Origin of the sequence: Staphylococcus sp. GDY8P45P (assembly GCF_017892745.1) — a bacterium.
Classification (GTDB): Bacteria; Bacillota; Bacilli; order Staphylococcales; family Staphylococcaceae; genus Staphylococcus; species Staphylococcus cohnii.
The window spans coordinates 318459-340655 of record NZ_JAESLS010000006.1; the positions used below are offsets into that span (position 1 = coordinate 318459).

The 22197-nt window shown below is 31.6% G+C and carries 17 protein-coding genes and 1 pseudogene; 5 read left to right on the forward strand and 13 right to left on the reverse strand.

What is annotated here, in order from left to right:
* Positions 1–174: 174 nt before the first annotated feature.
* On the forward strand, positions 175–1089 hold the full coding sequence (locus tag KA873_RS06230; RefSeq protein WP_107386442.1) for an aldo/keto reductase: 915 nt from the start codon (positions 175–177) through the stop codon (positions 1087–1089).
* 204 nt (positions 1090–1293) lie between these two features.
* Here the strand turns inward: KA873_RS06230 and KA873_RS06235 are convergent, their stop codons facing one another.
* Complete coding sequence (locus KA873_RS06235; protein ID WP_107385120.1) at positions 1294–2052, reverse strand: SDR family NAD(P)-dependent oxidoreductase; 759 nt, start codon at positions 2050–2052, stop codon at positions 1294–1296.
* Between the two features lie 145 nt (positions 2053–2197).
* Between KA873_RS06235 and proC the strand changes: the two genes are divergently transcribed.
* Positions 2198–3013, forward strand: a complete 816-nt coding sequence (gene proC / locus KA873_RS06240) for a pyrroline-5-carboxylate reductase (protein WP_107504954.1) — start codon at positions 2198–2200, stop codon at positions 3011–3013.
* 93 nt (positions 3014–3106) lie between these two features.
* Here the strand turns inward: proC and rnz are convergent, their stop codons facing one another.
* Positions 3107–4027: a ribonuclease Z gene (rnz, locus tag KA873_RS06245; RefSeq protein WP_107504955.1), complete on the reverse strand. Its 921-nt coding sequence runs from the start codon at positions 4025–4027 to the stop codon at positions 3107–3109.
* A gap of 148 nt (positions 4028–4175) precedes the next feature.
* Here rnz and zwf point away from each other — a divergent pair, with 148 nt between their 5' ends.
* Together zwf and KA873_RS06255 are read left to right on the forward strand one after the other, a co-directional pair.
* Positions 4176–5660: a glucose-6-phosphate dehydrogenase gene (gene zwf / locus KA873_RS06250; protein ID WP_107504956.1), complete on the forward strand. Its 1485-nt coding sequence runs from the start codon at positions 4176–4178 to the stop codon at positions 5658–5660.
* A gap of 281 nt (positions 5661–5941) precedes the next feature.
* A complete protein-coding gene (locus KA873_RS06255; RefSeq protein ID WP_107504957.1) occupies positions 5942–6811 on the forward strand; it encodes an AraC family transcriptional regulator in 870 nt (289 codons plus the stop codon).
* A gap of 118 nt (positions 6812–6929) precedes the next feature.
* On the opposite strand, the gene KA873_RS06260 is transcribed toward KA873_RS06255, so the two are convergent.
* From KA873_RS06260 to KA873_RS06270, 3 genes are all read right to left on the reverse strand, one after another.
* Positions 6930–8579 (reverse strand): glycoside hydrolase family 13 protein, encoded by a 1650-nt coding sequence (locus KA873_RS06260; RefSeq protein ID WP_107504958.1) that lies wholly within the window; start codon positions 8577–8579, stop codon positions 6930–6932.
* Between the two features lie 698 nt (positions 8580–9277).
* Positions 9278–10687, reverse strand: coding sequence for an NADP-dependent phosphogluconate dehydrogenase (gene gndA, locus KA873_RS06265; RefSeq protein WP_107385326.1), 1410 nt, complete (start codon positions 10685–10687; stop codon positions 9278–9280).
* Positions 10688–10755: 68 nt separating this feature from the next.
* Complete coding sequence (locus KA873_RS06270; protein WP_210140192.1) at positions 10756–11895, reverse strand: M20/M25/M40 family metallo-hydrolase; 1140 nt, start codon at positions 11893–11895, stop codon at positions 10756–10758.
* 210 nt (positions 11896–12105) lie between these two features.
* Between KA873_RS06270 and KA873_RS06275 the strand changes: the two are divergent.
* Positions 12106–12195, forward strand: a pseudogene (locus KA873_RS06275) (hypothetical protein); the annotation flags it as partial.
* Between the two features lie 502 nt (positions 12196–12697).
* On the opposite strand, the gene KA873_RS06280 reads toward KA873_RS06275, so the two are convergent.
* The 8 genes from KA873_RS06280 to recN all read right to left on the reverse strand — a co-directional run bounded on the left by KA873_RS06280 (position 12698) and on the right by recN (position 22190).
* Positions 12698–13693 (reverse strand): aromatic acid exporter family protein, encoded by a 996-nt coding sequence (locus tag KA873_RS06280; RefSeq protein ID WP_107385023.1) that lies wholly within the window; start codon positions 13691–13693, stop codon positions 12698–12700.
* A gap of 12 nt (positions 13694–13705) precedes the next feature.
* Complete coding sequence (brxB, locus tag KA873_RS06285; protein WP_107385022.1) at positions 13706–14143, reverse strand: bacilliredoxin BrxB; 438 nt, start codon at positions 14141–14143, stop codon at positions 13706–13708.
* Positions 14144–14357: 214 nt separating this feature from the next.
* A complete protein-coding gene (locus KA873_RS06290) occupies positions 14358–15638 on the reverse strand; it encodes a dihydrolipoamide acetyltransferase family protein (RefSeq protein WP_107504959.1) in 1281 nt (426 codons plus the stop codon).
* A 12-nt stretch (positions 15639–15650) separates the two neighbouring features.
* The gene (locus tag KA873_RS06295) at positions 15651–16634 is read right to left on the reverse strand and encodes an alpha-ketoacid dehydrogenase subunit beta (RefSeq protein ID WP_107385020.1); all 984 of its coding nucleotides are present in this window, start codon (positions 16632–16634) and stop codon (positions 15651–15653) included.
* Positions 16627–17625: a thiamine pyrophosphate-dependent dehydrogenase E1 component subunit alpha gene (locus KA873_RS06300; protein ID WP_107386594.1), complete on the reverse strand. Its 999-nt coding sequence runs from the start codon at positions 17623–17625 to the stop codon at positions 16627–16629. Before KA873_RS06300 ends, KA873_RS06295 begins: the two co-directional genes overlap by 8 nt.
* Positions 17626–17641: 16 nt before the next feature.
* Complete coding sequence (lpdA, locus tag KA873_RS06305; RefSeq protein WP_107504960.1) at positions 17642–19063, reverse strand: dihydrolipoyl dehydrogenase; 1422 nt, start codon at positions 19061–19063, stop codon at positions 17642–17644.
* Between the two features lie 465 nt (positions 19064–19528).
* A complete protein-coding gene (locus KA873_RS06310; protein WP_107385017.1) occupies positions 19529–20437 on the reverse strand; it encodes a phosphate acyltransferase in 909 nt (302 codons plus the stop codon).
* A gap of 76 nt (positions 20438–20513) precedes the next feature.
* Complete coding sequence (recN, locus tag KA873_RS06315; protein WP_107385016.1) at positions 20514–22190, reverse strand: DNA repair protein RecN; 1677 nt, start codon at positions 22188–22190, stop codon at positions 20514–20516.
* Between the last annotated feature and the right edge of the window lie 7 nt (positions 22191–22197).

The following is a 22197-nucleotide window of genomic DNA, read 5'->3' on the forward strand; positions in this document are numbered from 1 at the left end:
CAGTCCTTTTAATTGATTTAAGATATTGTTAAGATGTACTCATTAGTTATTATGGGAATAGCGAATGAACATATACTTGTTTCATTTTGTTATGTATAGATTTAATATTGAAAATCCATCTTACTTTATTACGTCTACGCCCTATTATTCAAGTGTATCGAAAGGAGATAAAACATGCAAAAAAATGTTTTGAAAAGCGGTATAGAAATTTCAGAGTTAGGTTTAGGTTGTATGAGTCTTGGAACAAGTAAGAAACAAGCAGAGCCTATCATTGAACGTGCAATTGAACATGGTATCACGTATTTTGATACAGCTGATATGTATGACAAAGGTGTAAACGAAACAATTGTTGGTGAGAATTTAAAAAAATATCAAAATAGAGATGATATCATTATTGGTACAAAAGTAGGAAATCGTTTAACAGAAGATGGTTCTACAACTTGGGATCCTTCTAAATCTTATATCAAAGAAGCAGTGAAAGGATCCTTGAAAAGACTCGGATTAGATCATTTAGATTTATATCAGTTACACGGTGGTACAATCGAGGATCCAATTGATGAAACAATTAGTGCTTTCGATGAATTAAAGAAAGAAGGTATTATCCGTGCTTATGGTATTTCTTCAATCAGACCTAACGTGATTGATTACTATTTAGAACATAGCGATATCGAAACGCTAATGTCTCAATTTAACTTAATTGATAACAGACCAGAGCAACTTTTAGATGATGTACATGCTAAAAAAGTTAAAGTACTAGCACGTGGTCCAGTATTTAAAGGGTTATTAACTGCTAAAAGTAACAATGTGTTAGATTCAAAATTTAGTGATGGTATTTTTGATTATACTTATCAAGAACTTGGAGAAACAATTGCATCAATTAAAGAAATTGAAAGTAATTTATCTGCACTTACTTTTAATTATTTAACTTCTCATGATGCATTAGGTTCTATCATTGTAGGTGCAAGTAGTACAGATCAACTAGATGAAAATGTAAAAAATTATCAACGTTCAAAAGACATAAGTTTAGAAGCATTAAAAGCAGCGCAAAATCGAGTGAAAAATTTAGAATATACCCAACATTTAAAATAAATCTCTTTTCGTTGTCCTAAAACATGTATGTCTGAGCAAAGATAAAAATATAAATAACTTCTATCAAAGCAAAAACGTCAATTTCTCTTATGATTTTATAGAAATTGACGTTTTTATTTTTATAAAGCTTCATAATCCATGACATTGCTGTCTTCTATTTTAATGCTGTAGTCAAAATGAATATTTCCAAACTTTGAAGAAGTGCTAACCTTTGTTCTTAAATAATGAAGTAAAGTTTTTTTCTATAAACCGTGGCATCAATTGATAAATTTTTAATAAATGGTGCATCCATCTAGGTTGATTGATTTCTAATTTTTTCTCAATTATACCATTGATAATTTGGTTTGCTAATTTTTCAGGGTCAAGCATCATGTCCCTGTATTTTTTGGCAAATTTCATAGATGGATCTGCTTTTTCATGAAATGGTGTCGCTATTGGCCCAGTATTAACAGTCATAATATGATAATTTGGTTTCTCGATACGCAGTGCATTTAATAATTGGTTAAAAGCTGCTTTACTTGCACCATAATGTGCAGCATAACCTTGACTTATAAAGGCAGCTTGGCTACCGATACCTACTATTATTGGATTTTTTGAGAATGCCGGTTGTAGAACTTTCATTAATATATTGAAATGGAGCACATTTAATTTATATGTTTCAAGCATTTCTACAAATGTATGGTCTTCAATAGATTTAAAATACCCAAGGCCAGAACTGTATATAAGTCCATCAATGGTTTGGTATTGAAAGTATTCCTTTAAATCAATGATTTCTTGTTGTGATTGTAAATCGCATTTAATGATATTTAGATGTTCCGTATCATATTGCGTTGCGAATTGTTTTAGTTTATCTGGATTTCGGGCAAGTACAGTAACATATGCTCTTTTAGATAATAATGCTTTTAATATAGCTTTACCTAATCCACTTGTACCACCAGTTAACACAAAATGTTTACCTATCATAGTAAATTCTCCTTGCTTTAAATTCATAGTTTAAGTATATGAGTGTAAACGATATTTTGCCACAGGTCTTTAAAAATTCTTAGCCATAATTTAAATCTATGTTAGTATGGAAACATAAAAAGCAAAGAGGAAGTGAAGTCTTCACATGAAACTAGTATTTTATGGTGCCGGAAATATGGCGCATGCAATTTTTACAGGTATTGTTAGTTCTAAAGTGATTGATTCTAATAATATTTATTTAACGAATCGTTCAAATGAAGTTGCATTAAAAGAATATGCTGACGAGTTAGGTGTTAATTATAGCTATGATGATGCAACATTGTTAAAAGATGCAGATTATGTATTCTTAGGAACGAAACCATATGATTTTGATGATTTAGCAGAGCGTATTAAGCCATATATTGCAGAAAAAAATAAATTCATTTCTATTATGGCTGGTTTACCGATAAACTATATTCGTGAAAAATTGGCTTCTAACAACCCAATTGCACGTATCATGCCAAACACAAATGCCCATGTTGGACATTCAGTTACTGGTATTAGCTTTTCTAATAATTTTGGCGCTAAGTCAAAAGAAGAAGTTGATAATTTAATAAACGCATTTGGATCTGCGATAGAAGTTTCAGAAGATAATTTGCATCAAGTTACAGCAATTACTGGAAGCGGTCCAGCTTTTTTATACCATGTCTTTGAGCAATATGTCACAGCGGGTACACGTTTGGGTTTGGAAAAATCACAGGTAGAAGAATCAATTCGTAATTTAATCATAGGGACGAGCAAAATGATAGAACGCTCAGAATTGAGTATGGAACAGTTAAGAAAAAATATTACTTCTAAAGGTGGTACAACACAAGCAGGCCTTAATGCACTTGCAGATCATGATATAGAAGCTATTTTCGAAGATTGTTTACGTTCTGCAGTAAATAGAAGTATTGAATTATCTAACCAAGACAATGATTAAAATTTAAAAAGCTTAAATTATTATAAAAAGTGGGACAGTAATCTAAATTGTAAAATACTACAATTTTTAGAAAACTGCCCCACTTTTCATTTATTAAAATTGCCAAGAATCAAAATCACCGACAAAACTAAATGGTGGTGTATTACTCAAAGCTTTAAGCGATTTACTAATATCGCACACCTCTTCTTTAGTATAACGATTGCTGATATGTGTTATTAAACTATAGTCAACATTTGCTTCTCTCATCAATTCAAAAACGTCATCAATATGGCTATGGTGATAGCTATTAGCTAATGATTTATCTCCTTCTATATATGTACTTTCATGTACCATGATATTTGCATCACGTGCAATTATCATTTCATTTTTACAAGGCATAGTATCTCCAAAAATTGCTACGACTGGGCCTTTAATTGCTTCATCTTTAAAATCTTTAGAGTTATAAATCTCACCTTTGTATTCAAATGTTTCATTGTTTTTTACATCTTGATATTTAGGTCCTGGTTCTAAACCAATGTTTCTGAGCGCTTCAACATTGATTTTACCAGATTTATATGGCGCTTCTACCCTATATCCAAAAGAAGGAATACCATGATTTAACATATGTGCTTCAACATTAAATCCATTGTGATGATAAGAAAGTTGTTCCTCTATTTCAATATAAGTGATTGGATAATTTAATTTTGATTCTGATAAAGTTAAAGTAGTTTCTATATATGATTTAATACCTTTTGGACCAATAATAGTAAGAGGCTTATCTTCGCCCCCTTGAAAAGATCGACTTGTGAGTAACCCAGGTAAACCAAATATATGATCACCATGCATATGCGTAATAAAAATGTGATCTACTTTTCCTAATTTGATTGAATGGTGTAATATTTGATGCTGTGTGCCTTCACCAACATCAAAAAGCCAAATGCTATTGGAGTATGGTTCCAAATTTAATGCAATCGCTTGGGTATTTCTTTCTTTAGTTGGCAGACCAGCACTTGTCCCAAAAAACGTAATTTCCATGCATATGCCTCCTCTTCTTGTTCATATTTTATCATATAAAAGTATTAAAAATATAATAAAATATGATATTACAAGCAAAATTGTGGGAAGATACTGGTGTATTGGTCTATAATAAATACAGATTTAATAAAGAATTGAGGTTTTGATCTTGAATACTAGAAATAAAGATATCCCATGCTTAATTACAATTTTTGGAGCAACTGGTGATCTTAGTCACAGAAAATTATTTCCATCATTATTCCATTTATACCAACAAGAAAATTTGAATGAGCACATTGCAATCGTTGGAATTGGTAGAAGAGACTTAACAAACGATGATTTCCGTAGTCAAGTGAAGTCGTCAATTCAAGAACACGTTAAAGATACTAAACACCTAGATAAGTTTATGGAACACGTATTTTATCACAAACACGATGTAAGTGACGAAGCAAGTTATCAATCACTATTAGAATTCAGTAATAAATTAGATCACGATTTCCAATTACAAGGTAATAGACTCTTTTATTTAGCTATGGCTCCAAATTTCTTTGGTGTTATATCTGATTATTTAAAATCTTCTGGATTAACAGATACAACTGGTTTCAAACGTTTAGTTATTGAAAAACCATTTGGTTCAGATTTAGAATCTGCTGAAAAATTAAATGAACAACTACGTCGTTCATTTAAGGAAGAAGAAATTTACCGTATTGACCACTATCTTGGTAAAGATATGGTGCAAAATATTGAAGTACTTCGTTTTGCTAATGCAATGTTTGAACCATTATGGAATAACAAATATATTTCAAACATTCAAGTTACTTCTTCGGAAGTACTTGGAGTTGAAGACAGAGGTGGCTACTACGAATCTAGTGGTGCATTAAAAGATATGGTCCAAAACCATATGCTGCAAATGGTTGCTTTGCTAGCAATGGAAGCACCTATAAGTTTAAATAGTGAAGATATCAGAGCAGAAAAAGTTAAGGCTTTAAAATCATTACGCAAACTAGAACCTGAAGAAGTTCGTCAAAACTTTGTTCGTGGTCAATATGATGAAGGCATCATAGAAGGACAGCAAGTTAAAAGATATAGAGATGAGGATCGTGTTGCAGAAGATTCTACAACGCCAACTTTTGTTTCTGGTAAACTAACCATTGATAATTTTAGATGGGCTGGCGTACCGTTCTACATAAGAACTGGTAAACGAATGAAGAGTAAAACGATACAAGTAGTCGTCGAATTCAAAGAAGTTCCAATGAATTTATACTATAAAACAGATAAAAAACTAGATTCCAACCTATTAGTTATTAATATTCAACCAAATGAAGGTGTTTCTTTACACTTAAATGCTAAAAAGAATGTACAAGGCATTGAAACTGAGCCAGTTCAACTATCATACGCAATGAGTGCACAAGATAAAATGAACACAGTGGATGCTTATGAAAATTTATTATTTGACTGTTTAAATGGAGATGCAACTAACTTTACGCATTGGGAAGAATTAAAATCAACTTGGAAATTTGTTGATGCAATACAAGAAGAGTGGAACCAAAATGAACCAGAATTCCCTAATTATACAGCTGGAACAAATGGTCCATTAGCGAGTGATTTACTATTGAGTAGAGATGGCTTCCACTGGTGGGACGATATCCATTAATCAACTTTTTAAAAATAAGGCAATGATACAAGTTTCAATCTGAGCTTGTGTTGTTGCTTTTTTATTATTCCTTATTTGTGTTATGATTTAGACTATTGATTAAATCATTCATATACAATTTTAGGATGTTTACATTTTACCCTATTTAATATTTTTGAGATGTAAGTCACATGAAAATGATGTAAAATAGAATTAATCAACAATGATTCATAACATTATGTATAGAAAAGTAACGAGGTACATAATCATTTGTATTTCGTTATAATTTAGGAGTGAAAGTTTTGGACGTTATCAAGCAAATCCAACAGGCAATTGTATATATTGAAGATCATTTGCTAGAGCCTCTACATTTGCAAGCACTTAGTGATTACGTTGGTCTTTCACCATTTCATATTGATCAATCATTTAAAATGATTGTAGGTCAATCACCAACAGAATATGCAAGGTCAAGAAGGTTGACTTTAGCAGCACAAGACATTTTAAGTGGTTCAGCTCGCTTGGTAGATGTTGCAAAAAAGTATAGCTATAAAGACGCTAATGATTTTGCTAATGATTTTAGTGATTTTCATGGTGTTTCTCCTATTCAAGTCAATACAAAACGAGACGAATTAAAATTGCAATCAAGGCTTTATATTAAACTTACTACTACAGAACGTGCCCCTTATGCGTACCGTTTGGAAGATACACAAGGTTTGTCTTTAGTAGGTTATGCTAAGTTCTTAAATTCAGAAGAAATTGATAACCCTTTTAAAGTGCCTGATTTTTTAGAGGATTTATTAATTGACGATAAAATTAAAGAATTACAACGATATAATGATACGAGTCCACATGAACTCTTTGTGGTTAATTGTCCGCTTGATAATGGAATGGAAATTTTTGTTGGCGTACCGAGTGAAAGATATCCTGCGCACCTTGAAAGTCGTTTCTTACCTGAAAGACAATATGCTAAATTTAATTTACAAGGTGAGATGGATTATGTAGTCAATGAAGCGTGGTATTATATAGAGACTAGCCTTCAAATGACTTTACCCTATGAACATAATAGTTTGTACGTTGAAGTTTATCCATTTGACATTTCATTCGATGATCCATTCACTAAAGTTCAATTATGGATGCCTGTTGATCAAGAACAATATGACATATTAGAATAAAACCATAAAAATACGCTTAAACAATATATAGCGAGCAAGCAAACATATTTTTATATAAGTTGCTTACTCGCTATATTTTTGTTAGTTAATCATTATCTTAATTGCTAGATAATTGTTTCTAAAGTTTAATTACAAATGCTTCGTATGGTTGTATATTTTCAAAATCAATCGTGTTATTTTTGTAGTTATGTAGTAATATGTTTTCTTCTAGGAAGCTTGCATCAAAGGATAATGCAGCTTTTTTATTTGTTAAATTACCAACAATTAGTACATATTGCTCATTTAATTCTCGTGTATATGCAAATATTTGGTTATTTTTTGAATCAACCAAATTAAATTCACCATATGTAAAAACATCATGAGATTTTTTTAACTTTATTAAAGCTTTATAGAAATTTAATATTGAATCTGGATCTTTTTGTTGATGTGCAACATTAATGTTTTTGTAGTTTGGATTTACAGGAAACCAAGGCGTTACATCTGAAAATCCTGCAAAGTAAGAACTATTCCACTGCATAGGCGTTCTAGAATTATCTCTATTTTCTTTTTTATGCTTATCTAATAGTTTTGAGACATCGCCACCTTGTTGTTTGACAATTTCGTATTCATTGACCACTGCAACATCATTAAAGGTTTCAATATCATCAAATGGATAATTGGTCATACCAATTTCTTGACCTTGATAGATAAATGGTGTGCCTTGCTGCAAAAAATATACGACTGCATGACTTGTAGCAGATTCAAACCAATAATGAGTATCATCACCCCAAGTTGATACACGTCTTGGCTGATCGTGATTTTCAATAAACAATGCATTCCATCCAACATTTTCAAGTTTCTTTTGCCATTCATTGAGTACATTTTTATATGCATTGACGTCAAATTTAACATCGCCTGAATTCCACAAGCTTAAATGTTCAAACTGAAAAATCATATTGAATTTGCCAGTTGTCTCACCTACCCAAGGTTCAGCGTTTTCTGGACTAACACCATTTGCTTCTCCTACGGTCATAATATCATAATGACTTAAAGATTTATCTTTCATTTCTTGTAACCAAGTTTGTATGCCAGGCTGATTCATATCTACTTCAAAAGCCGGCGCATAAACTTTTCCTTCTGGTAGTTTTAAGTCACCAGCTTCAAATGTTTTTTTAATATGTGTTATAGCATCTACTCTAAAACCATCTATACCTTTATTAAACCACCAATTCATCATTTCAAAAATAGCATTTCTGACTTCTTGGTTTTCCCAGTTTAAATCTGGTTGCTTTTTACTGAATAAATGAAAATAATATTGACCTGTTTGTTCATCAAATTCCCATGTAGATCCATTAAATATACTTTCCCAATTATTTGGCTCCGATCCATCTGGTTTCGGATCTCTCCATATATACCAGTCACGTTTAGGGTTATCTTTACTTGATTTTGATTCTATAAACCATTGATGTTCGTCTGATGTATGATTAACGACTAAATCTAATATTAACTTCATATCTCTTTGGTGTACTTCATCTAATAATTGATCAAAATCGTCCATTGTTCCAAACTCATCCATGATATCTTTATAGTCACTTATATCATAGCCATTATCATCATTTGGCGATTTATACATTGGGCTAAGCCAAATAACATCAATTCCTAAATCATCTAAGTAATCTAACTTTTCTATCACACCTTTTAAATCTCCGATACCGTCGCTATTAGTATCATTAAAGCTTCTTGGATAAACTTGATAAGCGATTGCTTCTTTCCACCATTCCCTTTTCATATATATCCCCCTTTAAAGTTATTGAATTTGTTAAATCCTATCAATATTTATATCTAAAATTTTAACTATGAACAATCATGTCATATAAATATAGCATGAAAAATAGTATCAATGTTTAAACTGTCATAGGTTAATACAATATTAAATATAATAGACTTAATCACATATATTAATAGATTAATTAATGTACGTATAAAAGTCAAAATTTTAGCGCAATCGCTTACAAATGAATATATTTATTATTTTTGAAAAAGCATATAGATAATTGATAAAACAATATAATGTTAAAAAATTAGTAACTTATATTAATAATTATTACTCGAAAGCAAGTGAAATGGGAGAAACAACAATCTCATGTTTAAAATATTAAGATAACTTTATGAAAATGCTTTCTATTTTGACTATGCATGCTTGACTGGGGATATGATTTACATAATCCGAATCTGTAGTATCTATCTCTTAACACACCACTACGCGTCAGTAGGTTACAAAACGTAGAAATTATTATGTATTTATAATACGAGAAAAAACACTTCCGTATAAATTCATTTTTTATTATGAATTCAACGAAAGTGTTTTAATTTCACTCCATTATTTGAAGTTATTATATAATTTAAAGTCTGAATTGTGTATATCTCTGACAATTTTTAGGTCTTCTAAGTTAGTTATTCAAAACTGACCATTATAATATATCTAAATTATTCTTCAATCCATTGTGTATGGAAAATACCAGAACGATCTTTACGTTCATAAGTATGTGCACCAAAGTAATCACGTTGTGCTTGGATTAAGTTTGCTGGTAGATTTTCTGAACGATAACTATCATAGTAGTTAATACTTGCAGAAAAACCTGGTGTCGGAACGCCATTTTGTACGCCTGTTGCAACAACGTCACGTAAAGCTTCTTGATAATTCGTAACGATATCTTTGAAATAAGGATCTAATAGTAAGTTTTGTAGATCACTATCATTATCGTATGCTTCTTTAATTTTTTGTAAAAATTGAGCACGGATAATGCAACCTTCACGCCATATCATAGCAAGTTCACCAAGTTGAAGGTTCCATGCATTGTCTTCACTAGCTTTTCTCATTTGAGCAAAACCTTGTGCATAAGAACAAATTTTACTCATGTATAGTGCTTTACGGATTTTTTCAAGGAATGCTTCCTTATCACCTTCAAATTTTGCATTTGGTCCATTTAATTGTTTTGAAGCATTTACACGTTCTTCTTTAATTGAAGAAATAAAACGAGCAAATACTGACTCAGTGATAATTGTTAAAGGTATTCCTAATTCTAAAGCATTTATAGATGTCCATTTACCAGTACCTTTTTGGCCAGCTGTATCTAATATTTGTTCAACTAATGGACCATTCGTTTCATCATCTAATTTATTGAAAATATCACCAGTAATTTCTATTAAATAACTTGATAATTCACCAGCATTCCAATCTTTAAATGTTTGAGCAATATCTTTATGTGACATACCTAGCAAGTCTTTCATCATTGCATAACTTTCTGCAATTAATTGCATGTCAGCATATTCTATACCATTATGAACCATTTTAACGTAATGACCAGCACCATTTGGACCAATATAAGCTACACATGGTGCACCATCTTTTGCTTTTGCTGATATAGCTTCTAATATATGACTCACTTTATTAAAAGCTGCTTCTTGTCCGCCGGGCATAAGTGAAGGTCCAGTCAATGCACCAACTTCACCGCCAGATACACCCATACCAATAAAGTTAACACCACTTTCAGCTAAAGCTTTGTTTCGTCTGATTGTATCTTGATAATTTGTATTACCGCCATCAATTAAAATATCGTCATCATCTAATAATGGTAATAGAGTATCAATTGTTGCGTCTGTCGCTGTACCAGCTTTTACCATTAATAAAATTTTACGGGGTTTTTCTAAGGAATTTACAAATTCTTCCATTGAATATGTTGGATGTATGTTTTTTCCTTCAGATTCTTTTACCATTTCATCTGTTTTTTCTGAAGAACGGTTAAAAACTGATACGCTGTATCCGCGTGATTCAATATTCCAAGCAAGGTTTTTACCCATTACGGCTAAACCTACTACACCTATTTGTTGTGTCATTTAACTAACCTCTCTTATTAAAGTTTTCTAGTACATTGTATCACAAAGGTATCTTTAGATTCACTTAATCAGTTTATAGATTGTTTAATAACCACATCGTTGATACTTAAAAGTTGATTAGCTAACTGATTTAAAGATTTAATTGATATTCTTTCTTCTGTAGTGTGAATGTTTTCATAACCGACACCTAAAATGACTGTAGGTATACCAAGTTGATTGATTATATTACCATCTGATCCGCCACCAGCAATGACGGTATTTGCTTCTAAACCTAAAGATAAAGCGCTAGATTTTGCTATAGAAGTAACCGTTGCATCATCAGAAATTTTAAATCCTGGATAACTTTTGATGATTTCTACTTCTGCATGACAATGATACTTTTTTGCAGTTGTTTCAAATACAGATTTCATATGATTCACTTGTTTGATAATACTTTCATCTGAATGCGAACGTGCTTCTGCATTTAATGTTACTTTTTCAGCCACAATATTGGTAGCTGATCCACCTTCAAAGCGACCGATATTAGCTGTAGTATATTCATCTATTCGACCTAAGTTCATCTCACTAATTGCTTTTGCTGCTACATTAATTGCGCTAATCCCATGGTTAGGCGTACTGGCGTGTGCTGTTTTTCCAAATATTGTGGCATTCAGTTTCATTTGTGTTGGCGCACCTACTACTCTTGTACCGACTGGAACACTTGCATCAATCGCAAAGCCATAATTTGCATCTAGTAAAGTTTTATCTATAGCTTTCGCACCCTCTAAACCTATTTCTTCTCCTACAGTTAAAATAAATTGTATTTGACCATGAGGCAAATTTTGTTCGTTAATGACACGGATAAATTCTATAATAGCTGCTAAACCTGCTTTATCATCTGCGCCTAAAATTGTAGTTCCATCTGAGTATATGTATCCATCTTCTTTTACAGTTGGTACAATTTTTTGACCTGGTACAACTGTATCCATGTGACTTGTAAAATATATTTTCTCAAGATGCTCAAAATTTGGAGTAGCCTTTAATGTGCATATTAAATTATTAGCACCTAATGCTTCATTTTGAATACTCGCTTTGTCTTCGCTGATATCTATATTTTGTTGCTCCATCAATTTTTTTAAATGGTTTTGTATAGTTTGTTCATTTCCACTTTCTGAATCAATTTGAACGAGTGTTAAAAATGTCTCTAATAGACGTTTTTCATTTATCATATTTATCCCCTTTTCTATAATCACAATTTATTTTAGTTTACATAAGTTTAAAGTTTAGTAAAACAAATATGTTTATACGTGTTAGACTTGTTATGTTATAATATACATTGATAAAATAAAGATACTTAAAATTATTGTGGATGCTTCAAAGTACAATAATGATTAATAAAACGCATTGGATATATTATGGAGGAATAAAGATTGAATAACAATAAAGTGCTTAGATTTATAATTGTAGTTATGTTGGTAGCAGTAGTACTTGCATTAATCTTGACAAGTATAGTTCCTTTAACGAATTAAAATCAAAGCTTAACTTTTAAAAATTTTTGTCTATCGGATTGAGACATAAATCCGTTAAAAATAGCACTTAGGTGATTTAATTCATTTCATCTGAGTGCTTCTTTTTTATTCCATACTTCGTATTGTAGGCTCACTTTCTTAGGCGACAGCTTCAGCCTGTAGTCTTCAGCTTGTCCTGTTCCCTCAAGCGTCTCGCCAAAATACGTGGCATTTATATGTGTTTGTCACGACATGTTAATGAAATCGTTGAAACTATCCCTGCAAATGTATTCGATGTATTCAAACATCATCGTGGTAATACATCATATCATCAACCGTAATCAAAACAATAATGAAAAAGGCAATTTCTATGTTATTTCAATAGAAATTGTCTTTTTTCAATAGTCCAAGAACTTTATATCACAAGCTCTTTTTCTGTACAATTTTAATTAAAATGGCCTAGGTATAAAGAAAATAGATGTCATTCTCTTACCTAGGCCAAGGTGATTATTATTTATGCTTTCTATGAAAAAATTGTTGATTTTGTATCTTTATGTAATTTTAAGGATCCAAATTGTGATTTAACTTCTAAATATTCTTCTAATTCATTGAGTAGTTGTTTAATACTTGCTCTAGTTCTAAATGAAGCATGTGTTTTTGGTAACTCTAATTGTTCTAACTCTATTTTAATTTCATAGAGAGAATGCAATCGTAACACTGTATAGTCATTACTATTTACGTTATGAGCCACTTCCAAAAATAAACTGCTGATTTTAGTTAACAGCATATCTTTCGTTTCAATGTTTTGTATCATTTTAGACATTCTTTCAAGTAGTTCTAACTGCTCTTCTCTCATATCAAAATAATGATAGTAAGAATTTTCATTACGTACGAAATGATTTTTAACATCTCTAAATGCAATTGATTTTGCCTTTTGAATCGTAAGTTGTAACTGGTTGAAAGAAATATTTAATGAAGCATTGGGTTCTTTACAATTATTACTAAATGTTTCAAAAATTGTTGTAAATTGATTTTCTATTTCTTCTTTATATTGTTTAAGTTTAAAGTCTAGGCTAGGCATGATTAAATTCATTATGAATGCAATACCAAGACCCACAATTAATAATAAAATTTCATTGATAAACAAGTGCATGTCAATCACTTCAGCATTAAATACATGCAGCAAAATGACACAACTTGTAACTACGCCTTCCTGTACTTTGAATACAACAGTGAGCGGTATAAAAAATAATACGATTAGACCTAAAATAATAGCATTTTGACCGAAGTAACTGAAAGCTATTGACCCTATTATAAGGATTAATATACAAGATACAAATCTTGATATAATCGCTTGAAGTGAATGCACTTTGGTATGTTTAATACAAAGCACTACTAAAATGGCACTAGAAGCAAAATTATCTAATCCCATTAATTTAGCAATGATAATTCCTAGTGCCATACCTACAGCAGTTTTAATTGTTCTGAATCCGATTCGATATGGATTTAATCGCATCATCGGTGTCAACCTCTATCTTTCATCACAATAAGTATCAAATAAATTTTGTAATTGATTAATAACGTCCATCACATCATGGCCTTCGATTTGATGACGTTCTATCATTTGTGTGATTTCACCATTTTTTATTAATGCAAATGATGGGCTTGATGGTGCGTATCCTTTAAAATAATCTCTTGCTTGTTGTGTAGCTTCTTTGTCTTGTCCAGCAAACACTGTCACTAGTCTGTCTGGTAATTTATCATAATGTAAAGCGTGCGTAGCTGCTGGTCTAGCAATCCCACCAGCACAACCACAAACTGAATTAACCATAACAAGTGATGTACCTTCTTGACTTAACACTTTATCAACTTCATCTGCTGTTGTTAATTGTTCATAACCCGCTTCCTCAATTTCATTTCTTGCTTGGCTTACTACATCATTCATATATAAATCAAAATTTAAATCCATATTCAAATCACCTTTCATTATCAATTTATTAATTTCATTTTACTAATATATAGACAATAGTTCAACATGTGTGTTTAATGAGAAAGTAAGTTCGCTTTTCGTGAAATGCTTGAACAATAGTTATTTAAAAAAATAAGTTAGAAATCAAAATAATCAAATTTGATTTCTAACTTACCATTTTCATATAAATTACCATTTGTTTATACTATAAAAACTAGTAAATACTTGTATTTTCTATAGAGTATTGCTCAATTCTTGTTTTAACGAAATTCATAAATCTACCTGCTTGCAAACCATCTAATATACGATGATCAATAGAAATACATAGATTAACCATGTGTCTAATAGCTATCATATCATCAATAACAACGGGCTTTTTGATGATGGATTCAATTTGCAGTATAGCGGCTTCTGGGTGATTGATAATACCCATAGATGATACTGAGCCAAATGTACCAGTATTATTGACCGTAAATGTACCACCTTGCATATCTTCAGATTTTAATTTTTTATTACGTGCTTTTTGTGCTAAATCATTTATTTCTCTAGCAATGCCTTTTAAAGATTTTTCATCTGCATTTTTGATTACAGGAACATATAATTTTTCTTCATCAGCTACTGCAATTGAAATGTTGACATCTTTATGCATAACTATTTCGGAATTTTGCCAACTACTATTGAGTAAAGGATATGCTTTTAATCCTTCTGCAACCGCCTTTACAAAGAACGCAAAATAAGTAAGGTTATAACCTTCATTTTCTTTGAAACTATTTTTATGATAATTTCTTGTTTTAACTAAGTTTGTAGCATCTGCCTCAACCATCATCCAAGCATGTGGGATTTCATTAACACTGTTCACCATATTTTCAGCTATTTGTTTGCGAACACCATTTACTGGAATTGCAGAGCCAGGAGATGGTTCGTTATATTGAACTTGCTTATTGACTTTAGGAGAGTCTTTAGGAGCGATGATTTCTGAACCTAGTTTATTAGTACCTTCTTTGATTACTTTCTCTATATCTTTTTTGGTTACTCTACCTTCAAAGCCAGTCCCTTTGACTTGTGAAAGGTCGATTTGATGTTCAGACGCAAGTTTAAATACTACCGGTGAAAAGCGTCCGTTATTTTTCGGAAGATTATCTGACGCATCAGTCGTGCTATCATTTACATTAGAGGAATTAACCATAGTTTGTGTTGATTCTGATGTATATTCATCTTGTTCATTTGTAGTATTATTATCGGTGTTTTCATTAGATACTTCTTCCTCAGTATCTAAATAACAAATTACTTCACCTACTTCTACTGTTGTACCTTCCTCCACAATAATTTCGCGGATTGTACCAGCGTATGATGAAGGCACTTCTGCAGTTACTTTATCCGTAATAACCTCACAAAGTGGGTCATACTCTTCTACTTTATCGCCTACTGAAACGAGCCATTGTTCTATTGTGCCCTCATGCACACTTTCTCCGAGTTTAGGCATTTTTATTTCCATCATTGTGCCTCCTTAAAATTCTGCGAGTTCACGCATTTTAATTTTTATCTTATCTGGATTAATCATAAACTCATCTTCGAGTGTTGGTGCAAATGGCATTGAAGGAACATCTGGTCCAGCAAGTCTCATTATCGGTGCATCTAAATCAAACAGACAATTTTCAGCAATAATTGCAGCAACTTCAGATATGATACTACCTTCTAGGTTATCTTCAGTGACCAATAAAACCTTACCAGTTAATTTAGCTCTCTCAATAATCGTTTCTTTATCTAAAGGATAGACTGTGCGTAAATCAACTACTTCAACATTTATATCATCTTCAGCAAGCATATCAGCTGCTTGAATACAGTAATTGACACATAGTCCATAAGTAAATACAGTAATATCGTCGCCTTCACGCTTAACATCAGCTTTACCAATCGGAACTGTATAATACGATTCTGGCACTTCTTCTTTAAGTAAGCGATAAGCTTTTTTATGTTCGAAATATAATACTGGGTCATTTGATTCGATTGAAGCTAATAATAAGCCTTTCGCATCATATGGTGTGGACGGAATAACAATTGTGAGCCCCGGCGTAGAAGCAAAAATGGATTCAACACTTTGTGAATGATAAAGTGCACCATGTATGCCTCCACCAAATGGAGAACGAATAGTAATAGGACAATGCCAATCATTATTAGAGCGGTATCTCATTTTTGCTGCTTCACTCATAATTTGATTCGTTGCAGGTAAAATATATTCAGCAAATTGAATTTCTGCAACTGGTCGTTTACCTAACATAGCAGCACCAATACTAGTACCCACAATATTCGATTCTGCAAGTGGTGTATCTAACACTCTTGCTTCTCCATATTTTTGCTGTAAACCTAATGTGACACCAAACACGCCACCTTTTTTACCAACATCCTCACCTAATACAAAAACGTCATTGTCTTTTTCCATTGCTTGATCTAGGCCTTGATGAATTGCTTCTAAATAAGATAATTTAGCCATTATTTAAGCTCCCTTCTTCGTAGACATATGTGTAAGTTTCTTCTGGTGATGGATAAGGAGCTTTTTCAGCTTCTTTTGTTGCTTGATTTACAATCTCTTTATGTTCTTTTTCTATTTCATCCAACCATTGTTCATCAATGATACCTTCTTCTAATAAAAAAGATTTGAATTTTAGGTTGCAGTCTAATGATTTTAACCCATCACGTTCTTCTTGTGTACGATACTTGTCATCATCATCTGATGAGTGTGCAGTCATTCTTGTACACATTGCTTCGATTAATGTCGATCCCTCTCCATTCAATGCGCGTTCTCGTGCTTCTTTCATTACTTTATACATTGCTATTGGATCATTACCATCGACATGCTCGCCATGCATACCATAACCAATAGCACGATCAGATAATTTTTCTGCACCATATTGTAGCGTGTCGGGTACTGAAATTGCATATTTGTTGTTTTCAATCACGCAAATAAATGGAAGATTGTGAACACCAGCAAAATTGAGACCTTCATGAAAATCACCTTGGTTTGAACTACCTTCTCCCACAGTTGCCATAGCAATATTAGGCTTATTATCCATCTTTAATGCTAATGCAGCACCTACAGCGTGTAATATTTGTGTGCCAACAGGAGAACTTTGTGATAATATACCTTTTTCTCTTTTTCCAAAATGAGAAGGCATTTGTTTCCCACCGGAATTTATATCATCACGTTTACCGAATGCAGCTAGCATTGAGTCTAATGCTGTCATACCCATATAAGTTACAAACGCTAAATCTCTATAATAAGGTGAAGATATGTCTCCCTCATGCATAGCATATGCCATACCTATTTGTGTCGCCTCTTGCCCCTGGCAGCTTATGACAAATGGGATTTTCCCAGCACGGTTTAAAAGCCACATGCGCTCATCTATTTTACGACCTAAGTCCATCCATTTATACATGGTTTGTAAGTCAGACGCTTCAAGTCCAACTGATTTATAATCAAACATCTTATTTCCTCCTTATTTAAACATGAATCGATCTGTTTTCAACTTTTAAGCCTAACTCCATTAACACTTCAGACAGCGATGGATGAGCATGAGTAGTTAATCCAAGTTCTAGAGTGGAGCCATTCATAAATTGCATTAATGATACTTCATTAATTAATTCTGTTACATGTGGACCAATCATATTAAGTCCAAGTACAGTATCATTATCCTGATCGATTATGATTTCACAAAAGCCATTTTGATTTGTAACATTTTCTATAACAGCTTTGCCGATTGCTTTAAACGGAACTTTAAAGGCTTTTGCATTAAGCTTATTAGATTTTTCTTGTTCTAAATTTTGCCCAATACTTGCAACTTCAGGTTGCGTATAAACACATTTTGGCATTTTATCATAGTCAACTGATATTGGTGAAGCATCAAACATATGGTCAATTGCTGTTATGCCTTCTTTGGATCCTACATGTGCGAGTTGTAATTTACCGATACAATCACCTGCAGCATATATATGTTTGTCTTCAGTTTGTTGATATTCATTTACAATTATATGATTGGCATCTGATAATTTTATTTTTGTATTATTTAAGCCAATATCATCCGTATTGGGCTTTCTACCAATTGCGACTAAGCATTTTTCAAAATGAGTCGTTTCATCATTCAATAAAATATTGATACCAGAGTCTTCAATTGAAACTTGTTCTTTTGATAGTTGTGTATTTTCATAAAATTTCACACCACGTTGTATTAAATCATTTTTTAATGTATTTGCGATGGATTTACTTTCAGTCGGTAAGATTCGTTTACCTGCTTCTATGACAACTACTTCAACCCCAAAATCCGTCATTAAAGATGCGAATTCTAAACCTATGACACCTCCACCAATGATCGCAAGTGATTGGGGTAATTTATCTAGTTTTAATATATCGTCACTGGATAGCACAGTGTTTCCATCAAATGGTAAAAAGGGTAAAGGCATTGGAGATGAACCGGTACAGATTAATACATTATTATTTGGAATTAATTCTGATTCACCATTTTCGTATTCTACTGAAATAGTACCGCTTTGAGGTGAGAAAATAGATGGACCTAATATTCGTCCCACCCCATTAAATACATCAATTTTATTATGATTCATAAGTTGTTCAACACCTTTGAACATTTGTTGGACAACTTCATTTTTACGTGCTTGAATTCGTGAAAAATTTAATTTAAATGCATCTACATCTACACCAAATCCACTCGAATTTGCTACTGTTCTTAATACATCAGCTGATTTCAAAAGTGCTTTTGTTGGTATGCATCCTTTATGTAAACATGTGCCGCCTAAAAGTGACTTTTCTACAAGTGCAACTTTTTTCCCTAATTGAGATGCTCTAATTGCTGACACATACCCAGCAGTGCCCCCACCTAAAATTACTAAATCATATTTTTCGTCTGCCATATTTTTACTCCTAACTGTAATCTTAGTACTATGTCAATAATCATATTTAAACAAAAATTTAGCAAAGTAATTGAAAATCAATATACAATATAAAAATCAAATTCATAACAAATTTTAATTTTTTATTAAACTAAATTGTTTGATATTAATTATTTTAAACATGCGAATAAAATCACCTTTGAGTTTTAAAAGTGATTTCAATGCGTGTTTTTAAAATTTCTAAAATCCTTTATTTTTCAAATGCTTTAATTTTATATTTTAAAAGAATTGTCTAGATAATGAAATATTGATGGTTACTATGATTACAATAAGTCTTTTATAGAAAAATCGTATGCTTCATACTTTATTTAAATACAAGCGCAAAAGAAATAGTTTTCTATTAATTTATATCCTTTACTATCTTACATCAAAATTCAATATTATAAAATTAATAACCTAAATAATAGTGTAAAAATTCAAATATAATTAGAAGTTAAATTTATTTTGTGATTTCAAAGCAAGTAATAAAGAGTTTAATTTATTTTGTTTACTTTCTGTCCTAGATGTGAAAACAATAGGGAATTTTGCTCCGAGTAACAAACTAGAAACAGAAGCATTTCCAAAATAAGTTAAAGATTTTAACAATGCACTCCCAACATCTATATTGGAAACTAGAAGTGCATCAACGTTACCAGCAATACTAGATGTATTATTTTTTTCAATTGCTCTTTTTTTACTGATTGCATGATCAAAAAGAATGGGTCCGTCTATTTTCGCATCTGTATCTGATGTTCGATTGAAAATATTTTTTAATTTTTCAGCATCTATAGATGACAAAATCTTTTTAGATGCTTGTTCTACTGAAGATAATAAACCTATGTTAAATTCATCATAACCTAGTGCTTTGCTGAAAGTAGTTAAATTTTTAATGATTTGTTTTTTTTCTTCAATTGTCGGAGCTACATTATATGCAACGTCACTAATCATTAACGTTTTGTGATAATTAGGAATACTAAAGCACGCAACATGATTTAAAAAGCCATATTGATCTATAAAGTTTTTATTGCTTAAAACAAAAGAAATCATTGATGTGGCTTTCATTTTTCCTTTCATTAAAACAGTAACTTTTCCTTGTGATAGATCTTCTGAACATTGTTTTAGTAATTGGTAATCACTTGAAAATGTTAGCACATGAATCCTATTCAAGATTTGGGGTTCTAAATCAAAAGAACGTATGATTTCCGTAGTGTCTTGGGTATCATAAATAAAAATATCTATGTTAGTTAATTTTAATGCTTTAACTAATACTGCTATCATTTTTTCATCATTTGCATATAAAACCGCTACATTTCCAGTCATTGTTTCACATGGTTCAACTAATTGTTGGAATCGCATAAAATCAACATCCTTCACTGATTATTTATCAAATTCAGCTAGCACTAAAAATAACAATAATGAATTTAAATTTTTATTATAAATTGTGATTCTGTTCTATCATTTCCTTAGCATTTTGTTTGGTTAATTTTGTCACAGTAGCGCCTGAAATCATTCTCGCTACTTCATCGATACGCTCTTCTCCTGTCAATTCTTTAACTTGTGTTGTTGTTCTTTCATCATCTGTATTTTTACTAATAAATAAATGATGGTCACTCATTGATGCAACTTGTGGTAGATGCGAGATGCATATCACTTGAATGTGTTCAGCCAGTCCTTTCATTTTTTCTGCCATTTTTTGAGCAGCCTTACCAGACACACCAGAATCTACTTCATCAAATAAAATGGCTGTTTGGCCTCTAGTTTTTACAAAGATAGTTTTTAGCGCTAACATAATTCTGGACAATTCTCCTCCAGAAGCTATTTTATTTAAGCTTTTTAAAGGTTCGCCTTTATTTGGACTGATTAAAAACTCTACAAATTCTATACCTTCTCGATTAGGTGTGTCTAATGGTTTAAATGAAATTTCTAAATTAGCATCGTTCATCTGCAGGTTTTGGATTTCATCTACAATATGATTACGCAAAGATTGAGCGACAATTCTTCTTTCTTGTGATAACTTTTCCCCTAATTCCATAACATTTTTATATAAATCATCTATTTCTTGACGTAATTGAGCTGTACTTTCTTCATAATTTTCAATCTTATTAATTTCGTCAGCCATTTTATCTTGATACATAATAAGTTCATTGATATCTTTACCATATTTACGCTTTAAACTATTTAATAAATTCATCCTAGATTCTAATTCATTTAAATATTGTTCATCAAATTCTGTATTCGTTAAATCATCGTATAATTGATGTTTAGCGTCCTCAAGTGTGTAATAAAACTGGTCGACATCTTCTTTTAGTTCATCGTATTTTTCTGGTAAAATTTCACTGATTGATTGTAATTGATGACTCAATTCGTATAAACGGTCTGTAATAGCATGCTCATCCGTTAATGTAATATGTGCATTGTTTAACGCTAAACTTAGACTTTCGGAATTTTGAATACGTTTGATATCGGTTTCAAGTTGTGGGACTTCGTTTTCAATAAGATTCGCTTCTTGTAATTCATCATATTGAAATTTCAACAAGTCTAACCTTTGTAATAATGCTTGATCAGCAGACTCTAAATCGGCTAATTCTTTTTTCTTAGCTTTATATTTATCAAAAGTATCAACATACGATTCAAGTAGCGTTTGATATGTATTTTCAGCATAACTATCTAATAAATGTAAATGATATTTTTGTTTTAATAAAGTTTGTGTTTCATGTTGGCCATGTATATCTAGTAATTCTTGCATTATTTTTCGCAAATCTTGTAAAGTAACTGTTTGATTATTAACTCTACAAATACTCTTACCAGAGCTGAATATTTCTCTTTTTACTAATAAAAAGTCCTCATCTATATCGATTGATAAATCATGAAGTATTGAAATGGCTTCTTTACTATTATCAATATCAAAGATACCTTCAATCACTGCTTTTTTCTCACCGTGTCTAACATAGTTTGATGATGCACGCATGCCAATTAGTTGCCCAATTGCGTCTATAATAATTGATTTACCAGCACCAGTTTCACCACTTAAAACAGTTAAGCCATCACCAAAATTCACTTCTAATTCATCTATAATTGCGAATTGTTTAATCGATAAGGTTTGTAGCATTCATAAT